The 26,003-nt window shown below is 67.7% G+C and carries 21 protein-coding genes; 13 read left to right on the forward strand and 8 right to left on the reverse strand.

The annotated features are described in order from the left end of the window. Nucleotides 1-9 precede the first annotated feature (9 nt). Complete coding sequence (locus AB3147_RS11900; protein ID WP_367352000.1) at nt 10-342, forward strand: tetratricopeptide repeat protein; 333 nt, start codon at nt 10-12, stop codon at nt 340-342. Here the strand turns inward: AB3147_RS11900 and AB3147_RS11905 are convergent. Continuing rightward, nucleotides 332-1,354 carry a methyl-accepting chemotaxis protein gene (locus AB3147_RS11905; protein WP_367352001.1) on the reverse strand — a complete coding sequence of 341 codons (1,023 nt, stop codon included), beginning with the start codon at nt 1,352-1,354 and terminating at the stop codon, nt 332-334. The two genes, AB3147_RS11900 and AB3147_RS11905, sit on opposite strands and share 11 nt — an antisense overlap. Before the next feature lie 128 nt (nt 1,355-1,482). After that, nucleotides 1,483-2,901, reverse strand: a complete 1,419-nt coding sequence (phrB, locus tag AB3147_RS11910) for a deoxyribodipyrimidine photo-lyase (RefSeq protein WP_239213611.1) — start codon at nt 2,899-2,901, stop codon at nt 1,483-1,485. Nucleotides 2,902-3,208: 307 nt separating this feature from the next. Between phrB and AB3147_RS11915 the strand changes: the two genes are divergently transcribed. Continuing rightward, on the forward strand, nt 3,209-4,657 hold the full coding sequence (locus AB3147_RS11915) for a CoA transferase (RefSeq protein ID WP_343738181.1): 1,449 nt from the start codon (nt 3,209-3,211) through the stop codon (nt 4,655-4,657). A gap of 40 nt (nt 4,658-4,697) precedes the next feature. Here AB3147_RS11915 and AB3147_RS11920 read toward each other — a convergent pair whose 3' ends face one another. The 4 genes from AB3147_RS11920 to AB3147_RS11935 all read right to left on the reverse strand — a co-directional run bounded on the left by AB3147_RS11920 (nt 4,698) and on the right by AB3147_RS11935 (nt 7,742). Next, nucleotides 4,698-5,234, reverse strand: coding sequence for a peroxiredoxin (locus AB3147_RS11920; protein ID WP_175121884.1), 537 nt, complete (start codon nt 5,232-5,234; stop codon nt 4,698-4,700). Between the two features lie 76 nt (nt 5,235-5,310). After that, nucleotides 5,311-6,867 (reverse strand): adenylate cyclase, encoded by a 1,557-nt coding sequence (locus AB3147_RS11925; protein WP_367352002.1) that lies wholly within the window; start codon nt 6,865-6,867, stop codon nt 5,311-5,313. A gap of 31 nt (nt 6,868-6,898) precedes the next feature. After that, a complete protein-coding gene (locus AB3147_RS11930) occupies nt 6,899-7,066 on the reverse strand; it encodes a hypothetical protein (RefSeq protein ID WP_175139197.1) in 168 nt (55 codons plus the stop codon). A 268-nt stretch (nt 7,067-7,334) separates the two neighbouring features. Further along, on the reverse strand, nt 7,335-7,742 hold the full coding sequence (locus AB3147_RS11935) for a DoxX family protein (protein ID WP_175121881.1): 408 nt from the start codon (nt 7,740-7,742) through the stop codon (nt 7,335-7,337). A 349-nt stretch (nt 7,743-8,091) separates the two neighbouring features. Here AB3147_RS11935 and AB3147_RS11940 point away from each other — a divergent pair, with 349 nt between their 5' ends. From AB3147_RS11940 to AB3147_RS11950, 3 genes are read left to right on the forward strand one after another with little or no spacing between them, the layout of a single operon-like run. Continuing rightward, nucleotides 8,092-9,483 carry an SWIM zinc finger family protein gene (locus AB3147_RS11940; RefSeq protein WP_367352003.1) on the forward strand — a complete coding sequence of 464 codons (1,392 nt, stop codon included), beginning with the start codon at nt 8,092-8,094 and terminating at the stop codon, nt 9,481-9,483. After that, nucleotides 9,480-12,065, forward strand: coding sequence for a DUF6493 family protein (locus tag AB3147_RS11945; RefSeq protein WP_367352004.1), 2,586 nt, complete (start codon nt 9,480-9,482; stop codon nt 12,063-12,065). Before AB3147_RS11940 ends, AB3147_RS11945 begins: the two co-directional genes overlap by 4 nt. Nucleotides 12,066-12,073: 8 nt before the next feature. Next, nucleotides 12,074-14,443, forward strand: a complete 2,370-nt coding sequence (locus tag AB3147_RS11950) for a DUF6493 family protein (protein WP_367352005.1) — start codon at nt 12,074-12,076, stop codon at nt 14,441-14,443. A gap of 75 nt (nt 14,444-14,518) precedes the next feature. On the opposite strand, the gene dbpA is transcribed toward AB3147_RS11950, so the two are convergent. Further along, nucleotides 14,519-15,907 carry an ATP-dependent RNA helicase DbpA gene (gene dbpA, locus AB3147_RS11955; RefSeq protein WP_367352006.1) on the reverse strand — a complete coding sequence of 463 codons (1,389 nt, stop codon included), beginning with the start codon at nt 15,905-15,907 and terminating at the stop codon, nt 14,519-14,521. A 146-nt stretch (nt 15,908-16,053) separates the two neighbouring features. Here dbpA and AB3147_RS11960 point away from each other — a divergent pair, with 146 nt between their 5' ends. Beyond that, entirely contained in the window at nt 16,054-16,572 is a 519-nt protein-coding gene (locus tag AB3147_RS11960) for a hypothetical protein (protein ID WP_175186142.1), read from the forward strand. A 9-nt stretch (nt 16,573-16,581) separates the two neighbouring features. Here the strand turns inward: AB3147_RS11960 and AB3147_RS11965 are convergent, their stop codons facing one another. Then, nucleotides 16,582-17,340 carry an IclR family transcriptional regulator gene (locus AB3147_RS11965; RefSeq protein WP_175139204.1) on the reverse strand — a complete coding sequence of 253 codons (759 nt, stop codon included), beginning with the start codon at nt 17,338-17,340 and terminating at the stop codon, nt 16,582-16,584. A 161-nt stretch (nt 17,341-17,501) separates the two neighbouring features. Here AB3147_RS11965 and xsc point away from each other — a divergent pair, with 161 nt between their 5' ends. The 7 genes from xsc (at nt 17,502) to AB3147_RS12000 (ending at nt 25,929) form a co-directional block, all read left to right on the forward strand. Further along, nucleotides 17,502-19,313, forward strand: coding sequence for a sulfoacetaldehyde acetyltransferase (xsc, locus tag AB3147_RS11970; RefSeq protein WP_286898666.1), 1,812 nt, complete (start codon nt 17,502-17,504; stop codon nt 19,311-19,313). Between the two features lie 99 nt (nt 19,314-19,412). Next, complete coding sequence (locus AB3147_RS11975) at nt 19,413-20,333, forward strand: bifunctional enoyl-CoA hydratase/phosphate acetyltransferase (RefSeq protein ID WP_175139206.1); 921 nt, start codon at nt 19,413-19,415, stop codon at nt 20,331-20,333. A 122-nt stretch (nt 20,334-20,455) separates the two neighbouring features. Beyond that, nucleotides 20,456-22,033, forward strand: coding sequence for an ABC transporter substrate-binding protein (locus AB3147_RS11980; protein ID WP_175139207.1), 1,578 nt, complete (start codon nt 20,456-20,458; stop codon nt 22,031-22,033). A gap of 11 nt (nt 22,034-22,044) precedes the next feature. Next, the gene (locus AB3147_RS11985; RefSeq protein WP_367352007.1) at nt 22,045-23,013 is read left to right on the forward strand and encodes an ABC transporter permease; all 969 of its coding nucleotides are present in this window, start codon (nt 22,045-22,047) and stop codon (nt 23,011-23,013) included. Beyond that, nucleotides 23,010-23,912 carry an ABC transporter permease gene (locus tag AB3147_RS11990; protein ID WP_175121871.1) on the forward strand — a complete coding sequence of 301 codons (903 nt, stop codon included), beginning with the start codon at nt 23,010-23,012 and terminating at the stop codon, nt 23,910-23,912. The genes AB3147_RS11985 and AB3147_RS11990 overlap by 4 nt, the downstream gene beginning before the upstream one ends. Beyond that, nucleotides 23,909-24,910: an ABC transporter ATP-binding protein gene (locus AB3147_RS11995; RefSeq protein WP_175121870.1), complete on the forward strand. Its 1,002-nt coding sequence runs from the start codon at nt 23,909-23,911 to the stop codon at nt 24,908-24,910. The genes AB3147_RS11990 and AB3147_RS11995 overlap by 4 nt, the downstream gene beginning before the upstream one ends. Continuing rightward, nucleotides 24,907-25,929, forward strand: coding sequence for an ABC transporter ATP-binding protein (locus AB3147_RS12000; RefSeq protein WP_367352008.1), 1,023 nt, complete (start codon nt 24,907-24,909; stop codon nt 25,927-25,929). The genes AB3147_RS11995 and AB3147_RS12000 overlap by 4 nt, the downstream gene beginning before the upstream one ends. Nucleotides 25,930-26,003: the final 74 nt, after the last annotated feature.

Raw genomic sequence — 26,003 nt, forward strand, 5'->3', positions numbered from 1 at the left:
GAGCCCCGCATGGAAGGAATGATCGAGCGGCTTGAGGCGATGCTGGCCAAGGGCACGGACAACCTGCTGCTGCGGTATTCGTTGGGCAAAGCTTATGCGGAGCAGGAAAGCTATGCCGAAGCCGCCACGCATCTGCGCGCGGCGCTGGCGTTTGATCCCACGTATTCCGTCGCCTGGAAATGGCTGGGCAAGGCCTGCCTCGGGCTGGGCGACAAGCCGGGCGCGCGTGCCGCCTGGGAGTCCGGATTGCAGGCGGCTCAGGCGCGGGGCGACCAGCAGGTCGTCAAGGAGTTGCAGGTGTTCATCAAGCGCCTGGATAAGGAAGCGGCCGCTAGCGCCTGAACGCGCCGGTGGCGGACACGCGGAACACTTCGATGGCATGACGCAACCGGGCGCCATCCGTGCGCAGGTTTTCCACGGCCTGCGAGGCCAGCTCGACACGCGTGGCGTTGTCCTGCGCGGCGCTTTCGGTTTCGGCAATAGTGCGGCTTACGGCGTCGATGCCGGCGTGCACGTCGCGGGTGATGCTGATGAGGCTCTTGCGCATGACTTCCAGGGAGAACTTCAGCTCGCCGATTTCGTCCCGGGGCAGGGCGCCGGGAAGCGGCGTGCTCAGGTTGCCCGCCGCGATCTGGCGCGTGAAGTCGGAGGCCGCGGCGAGCAGTCCGGCGATGGACCGGGCAAAGGCCCAGCCCGCCGCAAAGATCAGGGCGACGCCGACCGCGGTCAACGCCGCGGCAAAGGCCAATGCCTCGGGGGTCAGGCGCGTGTGCAGACCGTAGATCGCCGCGCCGGCCGCGGTCAGGAAAAGGGATGACGACAGCACCGCCCATGCCAGCATGCGGGCGCGCACGCCGGTCAGCCGTCCGCGCGTCAGCCGTGCCAGGATGCCGCGCAGCCCGGTGGGCCGGACCTGGCCGCCGTGCAATTGGATGCCAGGCGCAGCAACGGTCCGCAACCTGTCGTAGGCCGCTTGCGCGGCCTCGACCTGCGCGCGCGTTGGCTTCACGCGCACCGACGCGTAGCAGACCGTCACGCCGCGCTCGATGATGGGCGTGACATTGGCAAGCACCCAATAAAAGCCGCCGTCCTTGCGGCGATTCTTGACCATGCCCGTCCACGGTTCGCCGCGCTGGATGGTGCGCCACAGGTCGTCGAAGGCGGCGGGCGGCATGTCCGGGTGGCGGACGATGTTGTGGGGCGCGCCGACCAGTTCCTCGCGCGAGAAGCCGCTGACCTCGACAAAGGCCGGATTCGCATAGATGATCCGGCCGCGGGAATCGGTGCGGGAGATCAGGTATTGCTCGTCGCGTAGTACATATTCCCGGTCATTGGCCGGCTGATTGTTGCGCATGCGTCGCTCGTCCTGTGATGGGCGAGGGCATGATCGGGGACGGCCGCGGCGGCGGCAATGACGTACGTCAACGCCGCCAAAGGTTCATCGCCGCTCAGGGTTCAACGTTGTTCATAGCTCAACGCCCCTCAGGCGGCGGGCAGGTTGCCGAAGGCTTCCAGCGCGCGCAACCGGCTTTGCGCCAGGTCGACGATCGGCTCGGGATAGCCTGCGGCGGCGCGCTCCATCGGGTTGGGATCGTGGATCGCCTTGTCGTCCAGGTGCGCCAGCTCGGGCAGCCATTCGCGCAGGAACACGCCGCGCGGATCGAACCTGCGCGATTGCGACAACGGATTGAAGACGCGGAAATAGGGCACGGCGTCGGCGCCCGTCGAGGCGCTCCATTGCCAGCCGCCGTTGTTGGCGGCCAGGTCGCCGTCCACGAGCTGGCTCATGAACCACGCTTCGCCCAGACGCCAGTCGATCAGCAGGTTCTTGGACAGGAACATGGCCGTCACCATGCGCAGCCGGTTGTGCATCCAGCCCAGCGCCAGCATCTGGCGCATGGCGGCGTCCACGATCGGGATGCCGGTCTTGCCCTGCTGCCAGGCCGCCAGGTCGTCGGGCGCGTCGCGCCACGGCACGGCGGCGGTTTCCGGCTTCATGGGCCGGTGCATGGACAGGGCGGGAAAGGCGGCCAGCAGGTGCTGGTAGAACTCGCGCCATAGCAGTTCGTTGATCCAGGTGGCGGCGCCGGCCTTGCCGCTGTCGATCTCACCCTGGTTGGCCGCCAGCGCGGCGCGTAGCGCCTGCCCCGGCGACAGGACGCCCGCGGCCAGGTAGGGCGACAGGCAACTGGTTGCGGGCAGCGACGGGAAGTCGCGCTCGTCCTTGTACGCAAAGATGGCGTCGTCGGCAAAGGCGGCCAGACGGTCGCTGGCCGCGGTTTCCCCCGCCGGCCACAGCGCCCGCACGGCGTCATTGGGCGCGTCGAACCCCTTGAACGATTCCGGCAGCGGATCGGCCTGCCAGCGCGGCGGCGTCTGGGCGCGCGGCGCGGGGATGGGGCGCAGCGGCGCGCTGCGCAGGCGCTCGCGGCAGGTGCGGGCGTAGGGCGTGTAGACGCGGTAGCACTCGCCCTTGCCGTTGAGCACGGTGCCGGGACGCAGCAGCGTTGCGCCATGGTGCAGGGTCCAGTCGACGCCGATGTCCGCCAGGGCGCTTGCGACCGCGTCGTCGCGGCGCCGCTCGTTGACGCCCCATTCGGCGTTGGCATGGACCTGTTCGATCGCGTGCTCCTGGCAGAACCCGGCCAAGGCGCGCGGCGCGTGGCGCCAGTCGTCCACGGTCACCAGCTTCAGGGGAATGCCGGCTTGCGCCAGGTCGCGGGACAGCTCACGCAGGTTGCGCAGCCAGAAATCCACCTTGGCCGGGGAATCGCCATGCTGGCGCCATTGACCCGGGGCGGCCAGGAATAGGGCGGTGACCGTGCCGGCCTCGGCCGCCGCGGCCAGCGCGGCGTTGTCGTGCATGCGCAGGTCGGTGCGCAGCCAGAGCAGCGTATTCATCGGAAGGGCTCCAGGAGACGGGCCGGGCGGGCGGGCCGGCGAGGCTGCGATTCTATCCTGTGCCAGCCCCTGCCCCCGGCGGGCGGCGCTTGGAAGCCGATGTAAAAACTACGAGGAGATGTGACGGGTGTTGCGGTGCAACCCGCTGCGCCGGACCCGCGCGAGGGGTAGCGGCGGGCAGGCCTGCGGGAGGCCGGCGGGCCGGATTTTGCCGTCAAACCCCGAAACACGCTGGCGCGCGGGGCGTATTGACGCAGGGTGGGGCGCGCCATGTAATGCAAATAAACGACTAAAGCAGGCAAACGCTATGGGAAATCTGATGGACTTTCGCCCGTCCTTTCTGAAGGGACGCACACCCGCCGGCAAGACGACCCGGGATGTCTTGCAGAAGCTCTGGCAATCGGTCGATTTGCCGGGCGAGTCGCTGGAGCACGTGGTGCTGACGGGCGCCGACCCTGTCGTCCCCTCCTCGTTCGCCGTGGGTACCGCCGCGCAGGCCAGCATGGCGGCCGCGGCGCTGGCCGCTGCAGAGGTCTGGCATTTGCGCGGCGGCGCGCGGCAGCAGGTCAGCGTCGACATGCTGCACGCGGCGCAGGAGTGCCGCAGCCACTTCACGATCAACGGGGTCACGCCCAACATCTGGGATCCCATTACGGGTGTCTATCGCTGCGGCGATGGCGGCTGGGTGCGCATCCACGCCAATTTCGCGCATCACCGTGACGGGGCGCTGGCGTTGCTGGGCTGCCCGACCGGCGACGGCGCGACGCGCGAGGCCGTGGAGCGCGCGCTGAGCCGCTGGAAGGCGCTGGACTTTGAACAGGTTGCTGCCGATGCCGGCATGGTCGTGTCAGCCATGCGCTCTTTCGAGGAATGGGACCGCCACCCGCAAGGGCAGGCCGTCGCGGCGCAGCCGCTGCTGACCATCGAACGCATCGGCGAGGCCGACCCGCGCCCGCTGCCCAAGTACGCACAGAACGCGCGTCCGTTGCAGGACATCCGTGTGCTGGACCTGACGCGCATCATTGCCGGTCCGGTTTGCGGGCGGGCGCTGGCGGCTTACGGCGCGGACGTCATGCTGGTCAACAGTCCGCAACTGCCCAACATCGACAACATCATTGACACCAGCCGCGGCAAGCTGTCTGTGCTGGCGGACCTGGACACGGCCGATGGGCGCATCGCGCTGGGCAACCTGCTGCGCAGCGCGCACATCTTTGTGCAGGGATACCGGCCGGGCGGGATGTCCGCGCTGGGCTTCGGTCCGCAGGATGCGGCGCGCATCCGGCCCGGCATTGTCTACGTGTCGCTTAGTGCGTATGGCACGACGGGCCCGTGGGCGAACCGCCGCGGCTTCGATTCCCTGGTGCAGACGGCCACGGGCTTCAACCACGCGGAAGCGCTGGCGGCCGGCCAAGCCGCGCCCAAAGCGCTGCCCATGCAGATCCTGGATCATGCGTCCGGTTATCTGATGGCGTTCGGCGCGCAGGTGGCGCTGGCGCGTCAGGCGACCGAAGGCGGCAGCTGGCACGTGCGCGTGTCGCTTGCTCAGACGGCGCACTGGCTGCGCGGCCTGGGCCGGGTGGACGGCGGGTTGGACTGTGCGATGCCTGGATTTGACGGCCTGATGGAGACGTCGCCGTCAGGCTTTGGTGAACTGGTTGCCGTGCGCCATGCGGCGCGCTTTTCGGAGACGCCGGCGCGCTGGATCCGGCCGTCCAGCCCCCCGGGCACGCACCCGACGGTCTGGCCGTTCAATTAAGGCTTGCAGGCGGCGCGTATCTTGTTTGCGCGCTGCCGTCCTACTGCTTTGCCTTCCAGTCCCGCAGCGCCCGCATCGTGTTCGCCACGTGCGATTCGGGACTCATGTCCGTGAATTCATACAGGATCTTGCCTTCGGGCGAGATCACGTACGACACGCGTTGCGCATACTCGGGCCGCCTGTCGTGCACAGCGTCATACGCCTTCATCACCTTGCCGTCGCTGTCTGCCGCGACGGCAAATTTGTTGCGGCATTCGCTGACGGAAAACTTCTTGAGCGTGTCGATGTTGTCGGTGGAGACGCCGACGACGGTGGCGCCCAGCGCCTTGTATTCGTCGGTGGCTTCGGCAAAGTTGTGGGCTTCGATGGTGCAGCCCTGCGTGAATGCCGCCGGGAAGAAATACAGCACCACAGGGCCCTGCTTGAGCGCTTCGTTCAGCTTGAACGTGTATTCGTTGCCGCCCAGCGAGGCGGGCACGCTGAAGTCCGGCGCGGCTGCGCCCACGGGAAGTGCCGCGTGCGCCGACGTCCCGGCCATCAGGCCGCAGACCAGGATCCAGGGGGCAATGCGCTTCATGGGTGTCTCCTATCGGAACCGCGGAAATGCCGCGGCAAGCTGCCTACTGTAGCGGCGAGGCGAACGAGGGTCCAGTTCAGCCGCCATCCGGTCCGCGCCCGTTGCCCTTGAGCTGGTCGCGCACGGAGGGCGGGCGGGATTGCTGGGCATCGCGCTGCTGTTGTTGCCGAGCCTGCTGGGCCTGCTGATCACGCTGTTGTTGCTGACGGGTCTGAATCAGCTGTTGCTGCTGCTGTTGGCGGGCTTGCTGAGACTGCTGATCGCGTTGCTGTTGCTGTCTGGATTGCTGGAGCAACTGCTGCTGGTCACGTTGCCGCTCCTGCCGCTCCTGCCGCGCCTGTTGCTCGTGCTCCTGACGGTCGCGCGCCATCTGCCTGGCCCGGTCATCGCGATCGCGCTGCTGGCGCGCCTGCTGTTCCTGTTGCCGCCGATCGCGCAGATCCTGCTGGTTCTGTTGGTCACGCTGCAGTTGCTGGCGCGCCTGGTGGTCCCGCATCTGCTGCTGCCTGAGCTGCTGTTGGGCCTGGGCGTCGTTCTGCAGCCGGTTGCGGTTGTCCTGCTCACGGACCTGTTGCTGCCGCCGCTGGTCGTTCTTGAGTTGATCGCGGACGAGCTGGTCACGGGCCTGCTGGTCACGCGCTTGCTGCTGGCGGTCCTGCGGCAGGCGGTCCTGCGGCAGGCGGTCCTGCGGCGACGGCCCTTGCGGCCGACCGTCGCGGCCGCGATCATCCGTCAGCCCCAAGCTCCGCTGGACGGCGGTGGGACCGCTGTCGGGACGGCCTTGCGCATTCCTGCCATCCCGACCTGGTCTGCCGTTGTCAGCATGATCCAGGTATGCCTGAGGCGGCCGTCCCTTGTTGTGTTCATAGAACTGCGCACGGTTGCCGCCCGCATCGCGGATGTAGCCGCGTTGCACGTCCGTGGGGCCGGAATGGCGGTCGCGGCGCGCGGCCAGTTCACGCGGGTCGGCGTTGCGACGCACACCTTGAGGTCCGCCGTGATAGCTGACACGGCGGTTGTCCACATTGTTGACGATGATGTCGCGGTGGTAGACGTTGGTCACGCGCGTAACGTTCACGTTCGTGACGGACCGGTTGTAGTAGAAGCGGTCGCGCTTCCAGTAGCCGCCGACATACCCCAGGCCGGTGTAGCCGAAGCCATAGTTGATGCCGCCATAAAAGCCCACATGCGGCCCCCAGTAGCCCGGATTCCAGAGGTACACGCCGTTGGAAAAGCCCCAGTATCCGGGCGTCCAGAGCGCACCCTGATACGGCGCCAGCACCCACGCGCCCGGGACCCAGAAGAAGCCGTAGCGGTTGCGGCTCCAGTAGCCGGGTACCCACATATAGCCATCGGCCGGGGCGGGCGGCTGCACATAGACGGGCAGGGGCGGGGGTGGTTCGGGACTGCGGTCGACCAATGCGAGGTTTGCGTTGGCGGGGTCGCCGTCGTCGTACCCGGGCTGATAGGTGGATGGTGCCGGCGCCTGCTGCGTGGAATAGACGTTCGCGCCGGATGGAGCCGGCACCTGCTGCGTGGAATAGACGTTCTGCGCGGCAGCGGCCGCGCTGGCCGCCAGGAGCGCAGCAGTGGCCAGGGGGCGCAAGCGGGCGATCTGGAAGGATGGGTTCATGAGAATGTCCTTTGCGCAGCAGGTCCGCGGGTCAATAGCCGCGATAGTAATAATGCGGGGCGGGATACGCCGGGTAGTAGTAATAATGCGGCGTGTAATAGACCGGCGCGGGCCGGTAGTAGGCCGGCCGGGCCGGCACAACCACGCAGCCGCTCAGGGCACTGGCCATCGCTATCAACAACAACACAAGCTTCTTCATATTTCGGCTCCCGCCGGGCGCAAGGCGCGAGATACGCCTTTCCTGCGCTCATAGGGATTAGGCCACGGCCGCGGGGTCGAGTTCGGGACTGTAATCGTTCCGAAACAGCTTTCGCGTGACCAGTGATTGCGCCTGCGTGACGGTCGATGTCGTTCGTATCAATGTCTGCGGACACGCGTGATTTACGTCGCAAAAAGAAAGGGACCGCATGATGCGGTCCCCTGTCGCCTTGATCGCCCGCGGCAATGCGCGCGGGCGCGACGTAAGGTCAGTTCCAGCGTCCGCCGTTGCCGGCCAGGCTGAAACGGCCGGCGCCCATGAAGGCAATGGCCAGTCCGGTAAAGAGGAACATGCCCTGCAGTTCAAGCGCCCAGCCGCCGTTGTTGGTCATGCTGGCAATGCTGCCGCTGTGCGCCAGCAGGATGGCGACAACCATGTTGATGGCGATGATCAGACCGCCCAGACGCGTGTAGACGCCGATGATCAGCAGGACAGGGGCAATGATTTCGCCCACGTAGACGCCGTAGGCCAGGAACCCGGGCAAGCCGTGGGAGGACAGCATGCCGCTGATGCCGCCGACGCCGCCGCCGGTCAGTTTGGCCAGGCCATGGAGCAGAATCAGAATACCGAGGGTCAGGCGCAGGATCAGCTTGCCGGTGTCATCGGACTTGATCATGGTGAGTTTCTCTTTTGATGGTTAAGGGGGACAGTGCGCCGAGTTGGAACGCACCGCTTGCCTTTGGTTCCGTGCCCGCCGCACATTCGAAAAATCCAGCATACGGGCGTACAGGCGGCGCCATTATGGCAAAGCCGGTGTAAAACCCACAAGCTTTGCGCGCAGTCGGTGGCCGGGCGCCTGCCCAGGCCAGTTAAGATGTGTCCCCAATGAACAAGCAGCTGAAAGTCTCATTGGCGCTGGCCCCCTGCGGCAGGCGTGCGCCCCAGCCAGATCGCCCGTATTCGTCCCTGCCTTTGACGGCAAAGGAGCCGCGCCGCGTCCCGCCGCAGTCCGGGAGCCATACAGCATGACGGAGCTGGCCTACGCCTATCTTGCCCCCTCCGACATCGCCCAGCGGCAGGGCCAGGCCGACCTGAACCTGGCCACCAGCGGCGGTCTTGCGCCGTCGGGCGCGGTGGCGCATCCCTTCTTCTTCTCCGGATTTGTCGCGCAGCCCGCCGTGGTGGCGCAAGCGCTGCTGATGCTGGCGCGGGTGGCGCGCACGCGTTTCTACGTGCCGCCAAACACGCTGGCGGCGGTGCTGCGGGCGGCGGATCCGGTCGTGACGTCCACGCCCGAGGGCCTGCGCTTCGAGTCCTTCAGCGTGTGCTGCGGCGTGTATGCGCGCCTGGACGTGGACGCGGCGGCGCTGGACGCCACGCACCTGGCGGCAGGCGTCACCAACGTGGACGTGAATCCGCCGCTGCGCCAAGCGCTGGCGGGGCTGCGCCCGTCGGAGGCCCTGCACCTGAACGTGGGTAGCGATGCGTTGCGGGTGACGACGCAGGCGGGTGAGGTCGTGGAAGAGAAAGTGCCGCTGCCCGCGCGCTGGCTCAAAGGCTTTGCCGAGACGCAGATGCTGTCGGCGGACATGGCGTGCCGCCACGCGCTGACGGGGCCGGCCTTGCGTCAGTTCGTGCAGGCCTTGCCGCGGTCGTCGGCGACCAAGACCGTGATGTGGGCGACGCAGGCTGCCCGTTCGCTACGGCTGGCCACGCAGGCCACGCCCGGCGCGGTCTGCGTGGCGGGGCCGGAACGGCTGCGCGTCCTGGAACCCTTGCTGCGACATGCCACGGCGCTGCGCGCGTATGGCGCCGATGTGGCGGCAGGGGCGTTGCCGCTAGCCAGCGCCTGGGTGCTGGAGCTGCCGGGTGCGCGGGTCACGCTGGGCCTCAGCCCGGAGAAATCGCGCGGATTCTCGGGCGAGGGGGCGGTGCTGCATCGGGTCGCGGGCGCAGATGCGAATGAGGATGCGGCGTTCGTATCGACGCTGCTGGCTTTCGAGCCGCGCATCGATATTGCGCGGCTGGCCGAGCGCGCTCTGCTGCCGGAATCGCAGATCCTGTCCGCGCTGAGCGTGCTGGCGTCTTCCGGCCAGGTGGGCTTCGATCTGGCGGCCGGCGCGTATTTCCATCGGCCGCTGCCGGTGCAGGCGGGGCTGCTCGATACGCTGCATCCGCGGCTTGCCGACGCACGCAAGCTGGTGGCCGGCGGTGGCGTCCAGCGGGAAGGCGAGGGGCAGTACTCCGTGCAGTCGGCGCAGCAGCGCTACCGGGTTGCGCTGGGCGCCGAGCCTGTCCTGGACCGCTGCACCTGTCCTTGGCACGCCAAATATCAAGGCACGCGCGGGCCCTGCAAGCACACGCTGGCGGTACGCCTGTTTCTTGACCCGCTTAATGCATCTGGAGCCGACGCATGACCCTGAGCCTGACCGAACGCCGTGCGGCGCTGCGCGAGGCCGCCGCCGGCGGCGACGCGGCGGATATTGCGTCTTTTGCGCGCGCACTGGATGGCGCGAACGAAGAGGATCGCGCCGCGCTGGCCAAGACCTTGCCGCCATCCCGCCTGTTCAGCGCGGAAGGTCCCACGCCCCGGGCGTGCTTTGTGTTGGTGGCGTTGGGCAAGCCCAAGCTCGTGGCGGACACGCTGGCGCCCGCGGACATGGTGCGCAAGCGCGAATATGCCGGGCGACACGCCGAGATGGCGCCGGCTGTCACCGACGCCGCGGCCGGACGGGACGCGCCGTGGCGCGCCGCGTTCGTCGAGCTGCTGGCGGAGCAGCGCTGGTGGGCCGAGGATCTGGCCTGGCCGGTATGCCACGCGCTGGTCCGGTTGGACGGCGATGCGCCGTTATCCATGCCGTATCTGCGCTGTTTCGTGCAACAGGTCAGCGCCATCGGCGGGGACGGACAGCTGGACGTGGATCATGGCAAGTGCATGGCCGCCTATCTGCAGGCCAACCCCGATCAGATCGAGCGCGAGTTCTGGGCCCTGTTCCGGGTTGAGGGCATGGGCGCCGATTACCTGCTCATGGAGCGCACCGGTCCCGCCTGGGACGCCGCCGTCCTCACGCTTTGCCAGGACAACCCCGCGTTCCGCGACCGCCTGCTCGCCGAATCGTTGGAAGCGCTGCTGCGCGATTTTCCAGCGAAGACCATTGCGTGGTATTTGCGCATGCATCGCCTGGCCGATCCGGCCGCGCACGAGATCGCGGCCCGCCAGCACACATACTTTGCCGTGCTGGGCACGGCGCCCAGCACGGCGGTCGGACTGGCGCTGGACATGCTCAAGCGCGCCACCGGACAGTTGGATGTGGACGCGATGATCGAGGCCGGGTCCGCCGTTTTGACCCGCTCGGAAAAGAAGCTCGTCAAGGCCCAGCTCGGGCTGTTTGCGGCGCTAAAGACAGATGCCGGCCAGCAGGATCGCGTCTCGCGGATCGTGGGCGACGCGCTGGACGGCATGCCGTTGGACCTGGCGTCGCTGGCGCGCAAGCTGGTGACGCCATCCCCCGAAACGCAACCGGCCGAGGCCAGCGGTCAGGCGCATGTTCAAGCGCGCGCCAAGGTTGGCGGCGACTGTGCATCGCAGGCGATCACGATGCCGGCGCCGCGCCGCAAGCCGCTGCCGGATCTCCCCAATCAAGCGCCCGGCATCTGCGGCGACGAGGAATTGCACGCGCTGATCGCGGCGCAGTTCGAGGGCACCGGGCACGGCGCCGACTTGCCGCGCATCTTCGATTACCTGGCCGTCCGTCCGCACCAATCGTTGCCTGAAGCATTGCAACACCGCGCCGCCGAGATCATCGAGTCGGTGTGGGAGGAACGCGACGCGTCGCCGCGACGCCTGCTGGCCGCCGCGCTGCTGGGCCGGGAAAACGTCAGTTTTCGAGGCTATGCCCGGTACGTCGTGGCCATCGCGGGTAAGCCGGATCCCGTCGGCGTGGCTTTGCAAGAACAAACGGTCTCCAGCAGCCGCTACGACGCAGAGACTGGCGACTGGAAGGCCGATGAAACCTGGACTTCCCGCTGGGGCTACCAATATCTGCCGACGCATTCGCCGCTGGCCTTGCTGGCCGGCGTCTTTCACGACCTGCGGTCGAGCCGGGCGCAGGAAACGCCGTTCCGCCCGCCGGTGGCCGTCCCCGCGCAGCGCGTCGTGTGGGAGCGCGTGCTTGCCGAGCCGGGTGATGGCACGTTTTCGCGAGACCTGGCTGTGCTGGGCGATGGCGCCAAGCCGTTCTGGATGGCGACAGACGCCGCGGCCTCCGCGTCGCCGGCCCTCGATGTCGCGGACGTGCCCGCTGAATTCACTTTCCGCGCCCAGGAGGCGCGCGAGCAGGATGGCTACGACCAGGTCGTGCAATGGACGGCCTGGCTGCTGCAATCCAACCCCGACACGTTGGCCGCGCATTTCCATCCGATGTTGTGCGCGGCGGTGCAGGTCATCAACGTGCGCGGCCTGGGGCCGCTGCTGACGGCGCTGGGCGCGTCCCGGTTGCCGCCCGGCGAGCCCGTGTACTCGGCCTTGGCGCTGGCCGCATCGGCGAAGATGGCCGAACAGCGCGCACAGGCGGCTGAGGCAATCGCGCGGCTGGCCGACGCCGGTTTACTGGACCCCGAGCCGTTCGCCGCGCAGATCGCGGCGCATCTGGTGCAGGGCTTCGCCCTGGCCGGACGGCTCGCGCAGACGTTGGCCGACGCCGCATCCATCAGCGCGATCACCGGCTGCCGCGCGCTCCAGACGCTGGAGGCGCTGCTGCCGCAATTGCTCGATGCCGAAGGCAAGCCGCTGGCCCAGGCCGGCAAGCTCATCGAACTGGCTGCGCGCCTGTCCGACGACTACGGTATGCCGATCGTCTTGCCCGCCACGCTGGCGGCGCGGCGCAAGGGCGCGTCCGTGCTGGCGGTAACCCTGCGCAGTCTGGAAGCCGTCGCGCCGCGCGTGACGTCGTTGGCCACAACCGCCGCTGCCGCCGCGCAGCGATCTCTCGAAGGATAGCCCCTCGCATGACCCCCTACAAAAACCTCTGGGACTTCTACCGCGATACGGCGCGGCTGATCGAGGAGGGCGCAACGTTGCGCACGCTGTACGACGCCATGCTGGGCGTGCAGTCGGAAGACATGCGCGCGGTGCAGGCCTCGCCCAAGCGCTTGCGCGAGATGGCGCAGGGCTGGTCACAGCGCCCGAATTTTTTGCCGATCCGCCTGAACGAGCTATTCAACGGGCTGCAGGTCGACCCTACGGATGACTACGTGCTGGCGATGGTCGGCGGGCTGGGCGGACGGCAGGAACAGGAAGTGCGCCTCTTCATGCTGCGCCACGATCATGCGCTGCGCGATGGGGCGTTCTGGCGGATCTTCGAGGTGGAGGGCGGCGGCGAGATCTCGCTGGCCAACATCGACAAGTTCTCGCGTGAGGAATTGAACTGGCACAACACGGTCGTGCTGCTGGCCAACGAAGGCACGCTGGATCGTCGGCGCGTGCTGCGCAGCTGCCTGGAGGCGCTCAACCGGGATTTCTCCGCCTATCGCGCCGGCTGGTTCTCGCGTCTGTACGTCGCGCTGGCCCCTGCGCCCGACGAGGCAGCGGCGGACCAGCCGCTGCTGCGCCAGAGTCTGGAGTCGCCGATCACGGCCACGGTCGCGCTGGCCGTGAAGCAGTTCGAAGCGCTGCACAAGCAGGGTCTGCTCGACGCCGCGCCCTTCGTGGACGCCTGCGGGGGCGCTTTCTCAGGTTCGAAGGCCGCTGCGGTGTCTGTGGTGCGCATCCTGGAGGCGCTGGGCGCGCAGGCGCGTGCCGAACCCGAATCCGTGGCGCAGGCGCTGTCCCTGGGCCTCGCGCATCCGCATGCCGACGTCCAGCGGGCGGCGGTGAAGGCCCTTGCGAAGCTGGGGCGGACAGACCTGGCGCAGCAGCAGCGCGACGCGCTGGCGCCGGCGGTGGCCGTCCTGCTGCCGGATGGGGCCGCGGAAGGCGCCCATGCGCATCTCCCGTCAAACATGCCGACCGGCTTGCCCTCGCCCGGGCCCCTGCGCCCGTGGACCGACACTGACGCCCTTGAACGCTATGCGGCGCTGCTGGAAGCGCCCGCCGACGTGCTGGAATTCGAGCTGGCGCTGGCGTGGCTGGCAACGTCCGGACAAGTGGCTGCCACCGTCGCGCCCTTGGCCAAGCGCGCACGCCAACTGGCGGAGCGCGACGCCCAGCACTACGCGGCGGCACTGCTGCTGGCGGCGCAGGATCCCAAGGCCCCGTTCCTGCCGCAAAAATATTGGCAGAAAACCACGAGCCAGGTCGTCAATGGCGAGTGGGTGTATGAGAACGTGGGCGAACCCCAGCCGCTGCCGAGCGCCGAGCAATCGTCCCTCCTGCCCAGCTTCATTTCCCGCCTGCGCGAGGTAGCCGGGATCGTTCAAGGCAGGGCGCCGCGCCGGCCGCTGCTGGCCACGCCCACCGACACGCAGGGCTGGATCGACGCCGATGTCCTGCTGGCCCGATTCGCGGCAGGCAGGGACAGCGGCGCGCCGCTCCCGGTGGATCTCGTGCAGGCCTTGTTGCGCGTACATCCCGAGGACCGCGCGAGGGTGGTCGAGGCGACCGGCGGCGCAGGGCCGCAGATCTCCGATTCGGTGCGGATCGAGTGGCGCAGCCGCGGATCGAGCGCCTTGAAGGCCGATGGCTCGCCGCAGTGGGTGTGGTGGAGTCCGGTGGCCCATGCCGAGCCTGCCGAGGCGCCGACGGCCACGCAGCCGGCGCTGATTCCGTCAGGCCCGCCGCAACACCAGGAAGGCGTCGACGCCCACGCGCTGGTCTGCGCCGAACTCGGCCTGGCCAATCCGGCATCGACCCTGCCGCTGGCCGTGGCCAGCGTGGAGATCATGAACGCGGCGGCGGGCGATGAGGCCGAGCATCGGGCGCCTGCCGTCTTACGCGTCCTGGCCGTGCATCCGGGCGTCTGGCAGCTGGAAACGGTCCAGTTGCTGGCCCTGGGAATGTCGGCCAAGCAGGCCGAGGTGCGCGCGCAAGCGGTGGAAGTCTTTGCGGCCGTGATCCCGCATCGCGTGGACGCAACGGTCGCGGCGCAAGCCTACGCCGCCTGCGCGCCGGCGATCGTACTCACGCGCTGGGCGGCGTCCTTCACCGACGCGGCGACGCTGGCGCCTGCTGCCGTCATCGCTGTGCTGGGCGGCCTGTTGCCCCACCTGGATCACAAAGCACGCGGTATCGGATCGTTGCTCACGGTGCTGCTGGATGAGTCGCTGCGCCATGCGCATCCTGTCGCGGATGCGGACCTGCGCGGCTGGCTGGCGGGCTTTACCGGCACGTCAGCCGCCGCCAAGGCTGCCAAGGCACTATTGGCGCTGAAGACGCCATAGCGCTGTCAGTGCCCGCCGGGCGGAAAGAACGCCAAGGTGTAAACCCGCCTTCAATCCGCTTCGGCAGCAATTCGCTCAGAACTCTTCCAGAAAGCGCATGCGAAAGCGCCGTCCCTTGATGTTGCTGTTGGAAATGCGCGAGAACGCCTGCTTGGCGATCTGCCGGTCCAGGGCCACGTACGAGTTGAACTCGGTGATGTTGATCTTGCCGACCTGCTCGAACGTCAGGCCGCCGTCGCCGGTCAGCGCGCCCAGCAGGTCGCCGGGACGCAGCTTGTCCTTCTTGCCGCCCTGGATGCTTAGCGTGACCATGGGGGCGCGAAGCGGGCGGTCGGCCTTGGGGCGAAGCGATTTGAGGTCGCCCCATTTCAGCGGCGCGCCCTGGTATTGCTCGATCAGGTTGGCCCAGCGCATTTCCTCTGGCGAACACAGGCTGAGCGCCAGTCCCTTTTGATCGCCACGGCCGCTGCGGCCGATGCGGTGCACGTGGACCTCGGTGTCCTTGGTCACGTCCACGTTGATGACCGCGCCCAGGTTCTGAATGTCCAGCCCGCGCGCGGCCACGTCGGTGGCGACCAGCACGGCGCAGCTCTGGTTGGCGAACTGAATCAGGATTTCGTCGCGTTCGCGCTGTTCCAGGTCGCCGTTCAGCGCCTGGGCGCTGATGCCTTCGGCCTGCAGGCGTTCCACCAGATCGTGGCTGCGGATCTTGGTGTTGCAGAAAGCCAGCGTGGACACCGGCCGGAAATGCGCCAGCAGCTTTGCCACCGCATCCAGGCGTTCACCTTCGTTGATCTCGTAGAAAATCTGCTCGATGCGGCTGGCGTCGTGCTGCGCCTCGACCTTGACTTCGGCCGGGTTGCGCAGGAACCGCGCGCTGAGCTTGCGGATGTTGTCGGGGTAGGTGGCCGAGAACAGCAGCGTCTGGCGCTTGGCGGGGCAGTGCGAGGCGATGGCGACGATGTCGTCGTAAAAGCCCATGTCCACCATGCGGTCGGCTTCGTCCAGCACCAGCGTGTTCAGTCCCGACAGGTCCAGGCTGCCGCGTTCCAGGTGGTCCTGGATGCGGCCGGGCGTGCCCACCACCAGATGCGTGCCGCGGGCCAGCGATTCGGCCTGCGGCCGGGCCGCAGCGCCGCCGCACAGCGTCAGGATCTTGACGTTGGGAATCAGGCGCGCCAGCCGTCGCAGCTCTTGGGCGACCTGGTCGGCCAGTTCGCGGGTGGGGCAAACCACCAGTCCTTGCGGGATCAGGCGGTTCACGTCCAGGTTCTGCAGCACGCCCAGGCCGAACGCGGCGGTCTTGCCGCTGCCGGTCTTGGCCTGCGCGATCACGTCGCGCCGTTCAAGGATCAGCGGCAGGGCCTGCGCCTGGATCGGCGTCATCTGTTCGAAACCCAGGGTTTTCAGGTTTTCAAGCAGGGGCGGCAGGAGGGGGAGGGAGGAAAAGGCGGTGTCGGTCACGGCGGGGCGGATCCCGCAAGGGATCGGAAAAAGGCTGAGTTGCGCGCTAGTGTAAAGCCTGAGTCGGTATGATCTGCCGACGGGCATGGCCGGCTGCGGGGCGGGCCTGACCCGATCACAACAAGCAATCGACGCCAGGGTGGATCATGTTCGACAAATTGAAGGCGCTACGGGAAGGCGCAGCCGTCAAGGCAAAGGCGCTGACCAGCCGCACGGCAGGCGCGCTCGAAAGTTCAAAAGCCCAGTTGGGCGATGCCGCGGCGAGTGCGCGGGCCAAGGGCCTTGAGTTGGCGGGCGCCACGGCGGAAAGGGGGCGTGAACTGGCAGGCGCCACCGCGGAAAAGGGCCGGGAACTGGCCGGCGCCACGGCGGAAAAAGGCAGCGCGCTTGTTGAACAGCACTGGCAGACCATCGAGCGCGTGACAGTCGACGGCCTGCTCAGCGTGTCGGCCGAAAAGCTCAAGGACGATGCGATGGTCAAGGACGTGCTGGAACGCGCTTACGAGGCGCTGCCCACCGTCATCAGGCTGGTCCTGCCCCGGGAACGCTATCTGGAAATCGTCATCCAGAAGAAGCAGCCGCTGCTTGCGAAGATTGAAGGGGCACGTAACCGCCGTCAGGAGCGCGCGCAATCGGGCGCCGCAAACAAGGACCGCGACGGCTGATTTACGGCGTTACGCGGACGCCTCATACGTCCCCGCCAGTGCCCGCGCCGCCTCTTGCATGCGCGGCAGCCACGCCCGGGCGCCATCGATCGACAACCTGGCCACAGGCGCATGCAGCGCCACGGCCGCAATCGCCCGCGACCCGTGCAGAATCGGCACCGCCATGCAGACGATGCCCAGCAGGAATTCCTCCCGGTCGAAGCTGGCGCCTTCCTTCTTGATGACCCGCAGCTCTTCTTCCAGCGATGCCACATCGCATAGCGTGTTCGGCGTGTAGCGCGGCAGTTGCGCGGCGGCCAGCATGCGCTGGCGGGTTTCACGGCGCATGTAGGCCAGGAACAGCTTGCCGCTGGCCGAACAGTGCAGCGGCACGCGCGATCCGGATTGCAGGTTGACGCGCAGCGGCCAGGCGGTTTCCACGCGGTCCAGGTAGATGACCTCGTCGCCGTCGAGCATGGTGCAGTTGCAGGTCTCGCCGATTTCGTCGACCAGGCTGTCCAGGATCCGATGGCGCTCGCCGCGCAAAGGCGAATTGAGCAGCGTGTCGCGGGCCAGCGCACCCAGGCGCGGGCCGCTGACATAGCTTTTACCGGCGGGCTCGCGCAGCAGCATGCCGGCATCGACCAGACGCGACAGGATCCGGAGCACGGAGGGTTTGGGCAGGCCGGTGGCCTCGGTCAGTTCGGCCAGCGACACGGGCTGGGCCGAGCGCGCCACCTGTTCCAGCAAGGTCAGCGCGCGCAGGGCGGCGGAGGATTCGTCTTTCATCTTTCAATAATTGAGATTTCAGCGATCGGCTGCCCATCCTCGCACAGAAACTGCAGAAAATGGAACGCCCGGGGGTGGGAAGCCGCGGGTTTCTGGCGCAGTATCGGATCACACCGGCCAATCAGCAATCGGACAAGCGCCGGCCCGCCAGGAGAGAGACCATGAGCAGCAAGCAACACATGACCCCCAGCGAAGCGTTTGTCGAGACGCTGGTCGCGCAGGGCGTCAAGGATGTCTTCGGCATCGTCGGTTCGGCCTTCATGGATGCGCTGGACCTGTTTCCCGCGGCCGGCATCCGCTTTGTGCCGACGGTGCACGAGCAGGGCGCGGCGCATATGGCCGACGGCTATTCGCGCGTGACCGGCCGGCACGGCGTGTGCATTGCACAAAACGGCCCCGGCATCACCAACTTCGTGACCGGCGTGGCGGCCGCCTACTGGGCGCACAGCCCGGTCGTGGCGATCACGCCCGAGACCGGCACGTCGGGCATGGGGCTGGGCGGCTTCCAGGAGACCGAGCAGCTTCCGATCTTTTCGCGCATCACCAAATACCAGGCGCACGTGAACCGGCCGGATCGCATGGCGGAATTCACTGCCAAGGCGTTCGACAATGCGATGGCCGAACGCGGCCCCGCGCAGTTGAACATTCCGCGCGACTATTTCTACGGCGAGATCGACGTGGCCATCCCGGAGCCGCGCCGCATCCGTCGCGGCCCCGGCTCGGAGGAGGACCTGGAAGCCGCGGCGCGCATGCTGGCCGAGGCCAAGTTCCCGGTCATCGTGGCGGGCGGCGGCGTGCTGTTCTCGGACGGCCAGGCCGAATGCGTGGCGCTGGCCGAGCTGCTGGGCGCGCCTGTCGTCACCAGCTATCTGCACAACGACGCCTTCCCGGCCAGTCACCCGCTGTGGTGCGGCCCGCTGGGTTACCAGGGCGCCAAGGCGGGGATGAAGCTCTTGTCGCAGGCGGACGTGGTGCTGGCGCTGGGCACGCGGCTGGGGCCCTTCGGCACCTTGCCGCAGCATGGCCTGGAATACTGGCCGCAGAACGCGCGCATCATCCAGGTCGACGCCGACCACCGCATGCTGGGCCTGGTACGCCCGGTGTCGGTGGGCATCTGCGGCGACGCCAAGCCGGCCGCCGCCGCGTTGACGGCCCGGTTGCAGGCGCGCGATGTCGCCTGCACGCGCACCAAGGAAGGACGCGCCAGCGAGATCGCCGCCCAGAAGGCCGAGTGGGAACAGGAGCTGGACAGCTGGTCGCACGAGCGCGACGACTGGAGCCTGGACATCATCGAGCAGGGCGGCGGCCGCATGCACCCGCGCCGCATGCTGCGCGAGCTGGAACGCGCGATGCCCAAGCATGTGATGGTGTCCACCGACATCGGCAACATCTGCTCGGTGTCCAACAGCTACCTGCGTTTTGACGAGCCCAATTCCATGCTCGCGGCCATGAGCTTCGGCAATTGCGGCTATGCGCTGCCCGCGCTGATCGGCGCCAAACTTGGCCGGCCCGACCGCCCGGCGGTGGCCTACGTGGGCGACGGCGCCTGGTGCATGAGCTTCCAGGAACTGCTGACCTGCGTGCGCGAGCAGATTCCGGTGACCGCGGTGGTGTTTCACAACGGCCAGTGGGGCGCCGAGAAGAAGAACCAGGTGGACTTCTACGGCCGCCGTTTCGTCGGCAGCAACCTGCTCAATCCGAATTTCTCGGAGCTGGCGCGGGCCATGGGCGCCGAAGGCATCCGCGTGGAACATGCGGATCAGGTCGGCGCGGCGTTGCAGGCCGCGTGCCAGGCGCAGCTGGAAGGCAAGACGACCGTGCTGGAAATGATGGTCAGCCAGGAACTGGGGGATCCGTTCCGCCGCGATGCGCTCAAGCAGCCGGTGCGCTTCCTGGACAAGTACCGCAAGTACGTGAACCAGCCGTTCCAGGCGGGCGAGGTGCCGCTGCCGATCGACCCGGTCGGACGCTGACGGGCGCGCGCGGCGCGGATCGGGGCGAGTTCTGTCGTCCTGATCCGCGCCGGTCATTCACCCGGCCGCCGCACGCGCGGCCGCGGCAGGAGCGAAGACATGGCTTTCGACCGTTTGTTCGAGCCGCTGCGCGTTGCCGCGCTGGCGGCCGGGCGGCTGCGCACCGCGGTGGCGTATCCGCTCTGTCCCGTCAGCGTGCGTGCCGCCGTGCAGGCCAGCGAGGCCGGCTACATCGAGCCGGTGCTGGTTGGTCCGGCCGGCCGCATCGCCGCGCTGATGGCGCAGGAAGGCCTGCGTGCGGGCTCGATGGAAATCATCGACACGCCGGACGACGAACTGCTGGCCGCCCGCGCCGCCGCGGCATTGGCGCGCGATGGCGCGGTCAGCATGCTGATGAAGGGCAGCCTGCACACCGACCATTTCATGTCCGCGGTGGTGACGCGCGAATCGGGCCTGCGCACCAACCGGCGCATCAGCCACGCTTTCGTGATGGCGGTGGCGGCCTATCCGAAGCTGCTGATCCTGACGGATGCGGCCGTCAACATCGCACCGTCGCTGCAGGAAAAAGCGGACATCGCGCAGAACGCGATCGACCTGGCGCGCGCGCTGGGCGTGGAGCGGCCGAAGGTGGCCGTGCTGTGCGCCACCGAATCGGTGAATCCGGCGATGCCTGCCACGCTGGATGCCGCGGCGCTGTCCAAGATGGCGGACCGGTCGCAGATCCGCGGCGGCGATATCGACGGACCGCTTGCGTTCGACAACGCGATCTCGCGCGAAGCAGCCGACCAGAAGGGGATCGTGTCGCGCGTGGCGGGCGACGCGGACATCCTGCTCGTGCCGGACATCGAGGCCGGCAACATGCTCTACAAGGAACTCACGTGGCTGGCGGGCGCCGGCGCGGCGGGCCTGGTGCTGGGCACGCGCGTACCGGTGCTGCTGACCAGCCGGTCCGACTCCATGGAGGCACGCGTCAACAGTTGCGCCGTCGCAGCGCTGTACGCGCACGCGCTGGGCAGTTGACAGCGGGAGCCTGGCACCACCAAGTCTGGCGGTTTGGTACTAAGCGCGCATCCGGGGGATGACTACGCTAGACCGCAAGCCATCCATGAATGGTTCACGCGACAACATCAAAGGGGTAGCACATGCGCAGCGCAAGACTAGGCCTGGCCACGATTCTGTCAGTGTTTGCAATGGCGGGGGGTGCCGCTGCGGCGGATGCGCCCAAGGCCGGCGGCACGCTTGTCATCGGCTCCACGCAGGTGCCCCGGCATCTGAACGGCGCAGTGCAATCGGGCACCGCCACCGCGCTGCCCAGTGCGCAGCTCTTTGCCAGTCCGCTGCGCTACGACGCCGACTGGAATCCGCAGCCTTACCTGGCCGAGTCGTGGGAACTGGCGCCGGACGGCAAGTCGCTGACGCTGCACCTGCGCGGCGACGCGATCTTTCATGACGGCAAGCCTGTGACGTCCGAGGACGTGGCGTTTTCGATCATGGCGGTCAAGCAGAACCATCCGTTCCAGACGATGTTCGCGCCTGTCGACAGCGTGGAAACGCCCGACGCGCGCACCGCCGTGTTGCGCATGAGCAAGCCGCATCCGGCCATTCTGCTGGCGCTGTCGCCGGCGCTGATGCCCGTGCTGCCCAAACACATCTACGGCGACGGCCAGGACTTGAAGACGCACCCGCGCAACTCTGCGAACGTGGTGGGTTCCGGGCCGTTCATCTTCAAGGAATTCAAGCCAGGCCAGGAGATCGTGCTGGAACGCTTCGACAAGTTCTTCATCAAGGGCAAGCCGCTTCTGGACCGCGTGGTGGTCAAGATCAATCCCGATGCGACCAATCTGCTGATCGGGCTGGAGCGCGGCGACATCGGCGCGCTGCCGTTCATGACCGAGCCGACGATCCTGCGCCGCGCCAAGGACAATCCGTCCATCGTCATGACCAACAAAGGCTATGAAGGCATCGGCGCACTGAGCTGGTTGGCGTTCAATACGGCGCGCAAGCCGCTGGACGACGTGCGGGTGCGCCAGGCTATCGCCTACGCGACCGACAAGGGCTTCATCACCAAGGCGCTGAACGCCGGCTTTGCCGCGCCGGCGCACGGCCCCATCGTGGGCACCAGCCCCTTCGCCAGCGACGACGTGAAGAAATACCCGCTGGACCTGAAGCAGGCGGAAAAGCTGCTGGACGAGGCCGGCTTCAAGAAGGACGGCAAGGGCGAGCGCATGACGCTCACGGTGGACTACATGCCGGGCAGCGACGTGCAGGGCAAGAACGTCGCGGAATACCTGCGCAGCCAGTTGAAGAAGGTGGGCATCAACGTGCAGGTGCGCGCCTCGCCGGATTTTCCAACCTGGGCCAAGCGCATCGCCGGCAAGGACTTCGACATGACCACCGACATCGTCTTCAACTGGGGCGATCCGGTCATCGGCGTGCATCGCACTTACATGTCGTCCAACATCCGCGACATCATCTGGACCAACACGCAGTCCTACAAGAATCCGAAGGTCGATGCGCTGCTGGAACAGGCGGGCACCGAGACAGACGCGGACAAGCGCCGCGCGCTGTACGGGGAATTCCAGCGCCTGGTGACCGAGGACGTGCCGATCGACTTCCTGACCGTCATTCCGTACCACACGCTGTCGTCCAAGAAGGTGCAGGGTCTGCCGTCCGGCATATGGGGCCTGCTGTCGCCGCTGGATGAAACCTCCGTGCAGTAGCGGGAGCCGACATGCTGCGATATCTCTCGCGCCGCCTGGTCTACGCCGCGATCCTGCTGCTCGCCGTGGTGACGCTGAACTTTCTGCTGATTCATATTTCGCCGGGCGACCCCGTGGAAACCATCGCGGGGTCGATGGGCGGGATCAGCGAAGAACTGCGCGCCCAGCTGCGGGTGCAGTATGGGCTGGACACGCCGTTCCTCACGCAGCTGGGCATCTACCTGGGGCAGGTCGTGCGCGGCGACCTGGGCTACTCCTACTTCTTCAACGTGCCGGTCGCCCAGCTGATCTGGGATCGCGTGCCCGCCACGCTGCTGCTGGTGGTGACGTCGGTGACGGTGGCGTTTCTGATCGGCACGCTGCTGGGCACGCTGGCCGCCAGGAAGCCCAACGGGCTGCTGTCGCAAGGCATCACGCTGCTGTCGGTCGTGGGCTATTCGGCGCCGGTGTTCTGGACCGGCATCATCCTCATCATCCTGTTCGCCTCGGTGTGGCCGATCTTCCCGGTGTCGGACATGCGGTCGGCGGGCGGTCCGCAGGATGGCTGGGCGGGCGCGCTGGACGTGCTGCATCACCTGGTGCTGCCCGCCTTTACGCTGGCCTTCGTGTACCTGGCGCAATACAGCCGTCTGGCGCGGGCCAGCGTCATGGACGCGTTGCAGGCCGATTACATCCGCACCGCGCGCGCCAAGGGGCTGCCCGAGAACACCGTGCTGTACAAGCACGCGCTGCGCAACGGGGTGCTGCCGGTGGTGACCATGCTGGGCCTGCAGTTTGGCAACGTGCTGGCCGGGGCGATTCTGGTGGAGACGGTCTTCAACTGGCCCGGATTGGGACGCTTGGCGTTCGACTCCGTGCTGCGCCGTGATTATCCGACGCTGCTCGGCATCCTGCTCTTTGCCTCGTTGCTGGTTGTGGTGATGAACCAGCTTACCGATCTGGCGTATCGCCTGATCGATCCCCGGATCAAGACATCATGAGACCCGCACCCATTGCGCTGCCCGGCGCCGCCGGCGCCGACGCCCGGCCCAAGCCGCCGCCCCGGCCAACCTATGAGGCGCTGCGCGTGTTCGCGCGCAACCCCAGCGCGCTGGCCGGCGTACTGCTGCTGGCGACGATCCTGGCCATCACGATCTTCGGGCCGATGCTGATGCACGCCGACCCGTTTGAAATCGCCGCGGCGCCCATGGAGCCGCCCGGCGGCGAGCTGCTGCTGGGATCCGACTACCTGGGCCGCGACGTGCTGACCGGCATGATCTACGGCGGCCGCGCAACGTTGCTGGTGGGCGTGGTGGCGGCGGTGCTGTCCATGGCCATCGGCATCACCGTTGGCGCACTGGCGGGCTATTACGGCGGCTGGGTCGACGAGACCCTGATGCGCATCACCGAGTTCTTCCAGGTGCTGCCCACCTTGCTCTTTGCGATGGTGCTGGTGACGCTGTTCAGCCCGTCGCTCGCCACCATCGCAGTCGCCATCGGCGTGGTGAGCTGGACCGGCACGGCGCGGCTGGCGCGCGGCGAGTTCCTGCGGCTCAAGCGGCGCGAGTATGTCCTTGCCGAGCGCGTGATCGGCGCCGGAGACGCGCGCATCATCTGGCGCGTCATCCTGCCGAACGCTTTGGCGCCGCTGATCGTGTCGGCCACGCTGGCCATCGGCACGGCGATCCTGTTCGAGGCAGGGCTGTCGTTTCTTGGCTTGGGCGATCCCAATGTGATGAGCTGGGGCTTGATGATCGGCAGCAACCGCCCCTACATCCTGACCGCCTGGTGGGCGGTGACGCTGCCCGGCGCAGCCATCTTCCTGACCGTGCTGGCCGTCAGCCTGATTGGCGACGGTCTGAACGACGCGCTCAATCCAACGTCGCGAGGCCGGGCATGAACGCCGCCGACATGGCCCCCGTGCTGGAAGTGGACGGCCTGAGCCTGGAATTCCGCACGCGCGGACGGGCGGCCGAAGTGCTGAGCGACGTGAGCTTCGACCTGCGTCCAGGCGAAACGCTGTGCCTGGTCGGAGAATCCGGCTGCGGCAAGAGCATGACGGCGCTGGCCATCATGCGGCTGATTCCGCCGCTGGCGCGCGTGGGCGCGGGCCACGTGCGCCTGCGCGGCGCCGACCTCGCCATGCACGATGACGAGGCGATGCGCCGGGTGCGGGGCAACAACATTTCGATGATCTTCCAGGAGCCGATGACGGCGCTCAATCCGGTGTACACGGTGGGCGACCAGATCGGCGAGCCGCTGCGCCTGCATCAAGGACTGTCCAAGCGCGACGCTCGCGAGCGCGCCATCGAGATGCTCAAGTCCGTGGGCATCCCGTTGCCGGAGCGCCGCGTGGACGATTATCCGCACCAGCTTTCCGGCGGCATGCGGCAGCGGGTGATGATCGCGATTGCGCTGGCGTGCGACCCGGACGTGCTCATCGCCGACGAGCCCACCACCGCGCTGGACGTGACGGTACAGGCGCAGATCTTCGACCTGTTGCGCGAGCAGCAGGCGCGCCGCGGTACCGCCGTGCTGCTGATCACGCACGACATGGGCGCGGTGTCCGAGATGGCAGACCGCGTGGTGGTGATGTACGGCGGGCGGGTGGTGGAGCAGGGCAGCGTCGGCCAGATCCTGGCGCAGCCGCGCCATCCCTACACGCAGGGCCTGATCGCCTGCCTGCCCGAACTGGACCGCGAACCCGATGACGAGCGGCCCGACCTGCCCGAGATTCCGGGCGTGGTGCCGTCGGTGTGGGAGCGTGGCGTCGGCTGCCCGTTCGTCGACCGCTGCAACCGCGCCATGGCGCGTTGCAGCCGCGAGTTTCCGCCTATGACCGTGCTGGATGGCGGGCAGGGCGTGTCCTGTTGGCTTTATCCGGAGGCATCGCAATGAGCCAGGCGCAATCGTCATCCCTGTTGTCGGTGCGCGACCTGTCGGTGCATTTTCCGGTGGGCGGGCGCGGGCGCGATGGCAAGCCGGTGGTGGTGCGGGCGGTGGACGGCGTGTCGTTCGACCTGGAGCGCGGCCGCACGCTGGCCATCGTGGGCGAGTCGGGTTCGGGCAAGACCACCACGGCGCTGTCGGTGCTGCGGCTGGCGGACCCCACGGGGGGCAGCATCCATTTCGACGGCAGCGATCTGACCGCGATGCGCGGTTCGGCGCTGCGGCGGATGCGGCGGCGCCTGCAACTGGTGTTCCAGGATCCGTACTCGTCGCTCAATCCGCGCCAGCGCGCCGAGGAGATCGTGCGCACGCCGCTGGACCTGATGGGCATCGACCCGCCCGGCGGCCGCGCGGCGCGCGTGGCGCTGATGTTCGAACTGGTGGGGCTGCGGCCCGAACAGCGGCAACTGTTTCCGCACCAGTTTTCCGGCGGGCAGCGCCAGCGGCTGAATATCGCGCGGGCGCTGGCCAGCGCGCCGGACCTGATCGTCTGCGATGAGCCTGTGTCGGCGCTGGACATCGCGATCCGCGCGCAGATTCTGAATCTGCTGCGGCGCATCCAGCGCGAACAGGGGCAGTCGTTTCTTTTCATCTCGCACGACATGGCGGTGGTGGAGCACGTGTGCGACGACATCGCCGTGATGTATCTGGGCAAGATCATCGAGCGGGCCTCGCGGCGGGCGTTTTTCTCGCGGCCGCTGCATCCGTACAGCGTGGCGCTGATGTCTGCCGTGCCGACCGTCAAGGGCGGCCGCGAAACGGCGGCGCGGCGCGTCAGGCTGACCGGCGATCCACCCAGCCCGGTCAATCCGCCGCCCGGCTGCCGCTTCGCGGGGCGATGTCCGGCCGCGCAAGCGCTGTGTTCCACCCGTGAACCTGAATTGCGCGAGGTGGCGCCGGCGCATCACGTGGCCTGCCATTTTGTCGAGACGCGCGATGGCGTGACGGTGTCGCCGTTGCAAGGCTGACGGGCTTGCCGATGTGCGTGTCCCGATGTGCGTTTCCCGATGTGGGCGTACCGATCTTCCAGACTGACAAGGAA

It is taken from the genome of Achromobacter animicus, assembly GCF_040775605.1.
GTDB classification, from domain to species: Bacteria; Pseudomonadota; Gammaproteobacteria; order Burkholderiales; family Burkholderiaceae_B; genus Achromobacter; species Achromobacter animicus.

Coding starts and splice junctions, on each gene's coding strand:
- AB3147_RS11900 (WP_367352000.1), top strand. CDS start 10: ATGGAAGGAATGATCGAGCGGCTTGAGGCGATGCTGGCCAAGGGCACG.
- AB3147_RS11905 (WP_367352001.1), bottom strand. CDS start 1,354: ATGCGCAACAATCAGCCGGCCAATGACCGGGAATATGTACTACGCGAC.
- phrB (WP_239213611.1), bottom strand. CDS start 2,901: ATGAATACGCTGCTCTGGCTGCGCACCGACCTGCGCATGCACGACAAC.
- AB3147_RS11915 (WP_343738181.1), top strand. CDS start 3,209: ATGGGAAATCTGATGGACTTTCGCCCGTCCTTTCTGAAGGGACGCACA.
- AB3147_RS11920 (WP_175121884.1), bottom strand. CDS start 5,234: ATGAAGCGCATTGCCCCCTGGATCCTGGTCTGCGGCCTGATGGCCGGG.
- AB3147_RS11925 (WP_367352002.1), bottom strand. CDS start 6,867: ATGAACCCATCCTTCCAGATCGCCCGCTTGCGCCCCCTGGCCACTGCT.
- AB3147_RS11930 (WP_175139197.1), bottom strand. CDS start 7,066: ATGAAGAAGCTTGTGTTGTTGTTGATAGCGATGGCCAGTGCCCTGAGC.
- AB3147_RS11935 (WP_175121881.1), bottom strand. CDS start 7,742: ATGATCAAGTCCGATGACACCGGCAAGCTGATCCTGCGCCTGACCCTC.
- AB3147_RS11940 (WP_367352003.1), top strand. CDS start 8,092: ATGACGGAGCTGGCCTACGCCTATCTTGCCCCCTCCGACATCGCCCAG.
- AB3147_RS11945 (WP_367352004.1), top strand. CDS start 9,480: ATGACCCTGAGCCTGACCGAACGCCGTGCGGCGCTGCGCGAGGCCGCC.
- AB3147_RS11950 (WP_367352005.1), top strand. CDS start 12,074: ATGACCCCCTACAAAAACCTCTGGGACTTCTACCGCGATACGGCGCGG.
- AB3147_RS11960 (WP_175186142.1), top strand. CDS start 16,054: ATGTTCGACAAATTGAAGGCGCTACGGGAAGGCGCAGCCGTCAAGGCA.
- AB3147_RS11965 (WP_175139204.1), bottom strand. CDS start 17,340: ATGAAAGACGAATCCTCCGCCGCCCTGCGCGCGCTGACCTTGCTGGAA.
- xsc (WP_286898666.1), top strand. CDS start 17,502: ATGAGCAGCAAGCAACACATGACCCCCAGCGAAGCGTTTGTCGAGACG.
- AB3147_RS11975 (WP_175139206.1), top strand. CDS start 19,413: ATGGCTTTCGACCGTTTGTTCGAGCCGCTGCGCGTTGCCGCGCTGGCG.
- AB3147_RS11980 (WP_175139207.1), top strand. CDS start 20,456: ATGCGCAGCGCAAGACTAGGCCTGGCCACGATTCTGTCAGTGTTTGCA.
- AB3147_RS11985 (WP_367352007.1), top strand. CDS start 22,045: ATGCTGCGATATCTCTCGCGCCGCCTGGTCTACGCCGCGATCCTGCTG.
- AB3147_RS11990 (WP_175121871.1), top strand. CDS start 23,010: ATGAGACCCGCACCCATTGCGCTGCCCGGCGCCGCCGGCGCCGACGCC.
- AB3147_RS11995 (WP_175121870.1), top strand. CDS start 23,909: ATGAACGCCGCCGACATGGCCCCCGTGCTGGAAGTGGACGGCCTGAGC.
- AB3147_RS12000 (WP_367352008.1), top strand. CDS start 24,907: ATGAGCCAGGCGCAATCGTCATCCCTGTTGTCGGTGCGCGACCTGTCG.